The following is a 2170-nucleotide window of genomic DNA, read 5'->3' as shown; positions in this document are numbered from 1 at the left end:
GGCTCGCTCTGCTCGCACGACTCATCCTTCTCGTTCGGCGGTCTTCTGGATCGTGTGACCCGCGCGGCGCAGGACCAGGATGCGTTGGTGTGTCGTGGTGTCTGCTTTGCGCCCGGTGTACTTGCCGGACGCCTTGGCCAATTGCACGCCCTGGCGCTGCCGCTCGCGGCGGGTCTCGTAGTCGTCGCGCGCCATTTGCAGGGCGAGCTTGAGCAGCAGTTCCTGCACCGACTCCAGGACGATCTTGGCCACCCCGTCGGCAGCGGCGGCCACCTCGGAGAGGTCGACCACGCCCGGTACGGCCAGCCGCGCGCCCTTGGCGCGGATCGCACCGACCAGTTGCTCGGCTTCGGCCAACGGCAGCCGGCTGATGCGGTCGATCTTCTCGGCGACGACCACCTCTCCCGGTTGCAGGTCGGCGATCATCCGCAGGAGTTCCGGCCGATCGGCGCGCGCACCGGAGGCCTTCTCACGGTAGACACCGGCAACGTAGTAGCCGGCCGCGCGCGTGCTGTGCTCGATCTCGACCTGGCGGGTGAGGTCCTGTTCGTCCGTGCTGACGCGCAGGTAGATACGAGCGACTTTCATCGTTTCTGGGGTCGGCGCTGGCCAAGATGGGTGTACTGAACTTGGCTAAGTTAGCCCGTATAGCCAAGAATGGCAAATACCGATGCTATTTGGCCATATCCTATTTGGCTACCCATCTTGGCTGCCGACGTTCTGAAACGTACACAAAAATAGGCTTAACCCGGTTTTCCGTTCCACTGCGCCTCGAACCCCCAATACAAGGAACCACTGGGCCGGCCAGACAGCGAGGTTGTAGGCGCGAAAGACGCCGTAGAACTGTCCGATCGTGAAAGGAATCCCCATGGCTGCGTAGGCTACGCATTGGGGGAGGCTAGAATCTGTGCGCTGCCGAACAAGCCCAGTGACCCGCACTCGCGTCGTCCGGTCCGCACCTGGGCTCGGCAGCAGTCAACTCTTCCAGCAAAGGAAACCGAAATGGAGTGGGCTGCTTGCGACCTCTGGCAGGCGACAGCAAGTGGGCGGGGCCTGCCTCAGCCGAACCACCGCCGATCGACCTTCCCCAGGACCCTGTGTATGTCCGTCGCAAGCGGCACTGTGTTAGCGTTGGATTTCCCCCTCCAGGCTGGCGCGATCACATGAGCCATTCAGTTTCTCCCCCACCTCGTCCAGCGCCTGGCCGCATTGCGCGACCGCAGACGGCCGTCGATCAGCGTGGCTGGATGCGTTGGCTGCCCGGGCTCCAGACCCTGCGTGCGTACGAACTCGCCTGGTTGCGTCACGACATCCTGGCGGGACTGGTGCTGACGACGATGCTGGTGCCCGTCGGTATCGCGTACGCCGTGGCCTCCGGCATGCCGGGGATCTATGGTCTCTACGCGACCATCGTCCCGCTGCTGGCCTATGCGCTGTTCGGCCCCAGCCGCATCCTGGTACTGGGGCCGGATTCCTCGCTGGCGGCTGTCATCCTCGCCGTCGTCCTGCCGTTGTCCGGCGGTGATCCGCTGCGCGCGATCGCGTTGGCGGGCATGATGGCGATCGTGTCCGGGACCTTGTGCATCCTCGCCGGTGTGGCACGCCTGGGATTCGTCACGGAACTTCTCTCCAAGCCCATCCGCTACGGATACATGAACGGCATTGCGGCGACCGTCCTGATCCGCCAACTACCCAAGCTGTTCGGCTTCTCGGCTGTGGGCGATGGTCCACTGGCGGGCATCCGGGCCTTCGTCGAGGCGGTGCTGGCCGGGCGGACGAACCGGACCGCGCTGCTGGTCGGCCTGGCCACGCTGGCGGTGATCTTTCTGCTGCGGGGCAGCAAGCGCGTGCCGGGAATCCTGATCGCCTTGGTGGGCGCGACCCTCATCGTCGGGGGGCTGGACCTGGCGGCGAGCGCCAACGTGCCGGTCCTGGGCACGCTCCCCCGGGGCCTGCCCGCGTTCGCCTTCCCTTGGATCACCTATGACGATCTGGTCCCGGTCTTGATTGGCGGCGGCGCCGTCGCGCTGGTGTCGTTCGCCGACACCAGCGTGCTCTCGCGTACCTATGCCGCACGCACCGGAACGACCGTCGACCCCAATCAGGAAATGGTGGGGCTCGGCGTCGCCAACCTGGCCGCCGGGTTCTTTCAAGGCTTTCCGATCAGCAG

The 2170-nt window shown here is 65.4% G+C and carries 2 protein-coding genes; one reads left to right on the top strand and one right to left on the bottom strand.

The window, feature by feature from the left end:
• Positions 1-21: 21 nt before the first annotated feature.
• A complete protein-coding gene (locus QZY44_RS03480; protein WP_295442294.1) occupies positions 22-588 on the bottom strand; it encodes a recombinase family protein in 567 nt (188 codons plus the stop codon).
• 659 nt (positions 589-1247) lie between these two features.
• Between QZY44_RS03480 and QZY44_RS03475 the strand changes: the two genes are divergently transcribed.
• Positions 1248-2170, top strand: a 923-nt coding sequence (locus QZY44_RS03475) for a SulP family inorganic anion transporter (RefSeq protein ID WP_295442291.1), incomplete at its 3' end; no start/stop codon positions are given.

The organism is uncultured Thiodictyon sp. (assembly GCA_903837595.1).
Taxonomy (GTDB): Bacteria; Pseudomonadota; Gammaproteobacteria; order Chromatiales; family Chromatiaceae; genus Thiodictyon.
This window is presented reverse-complemented; position numbering and strand designations above follow the sequence as displayed.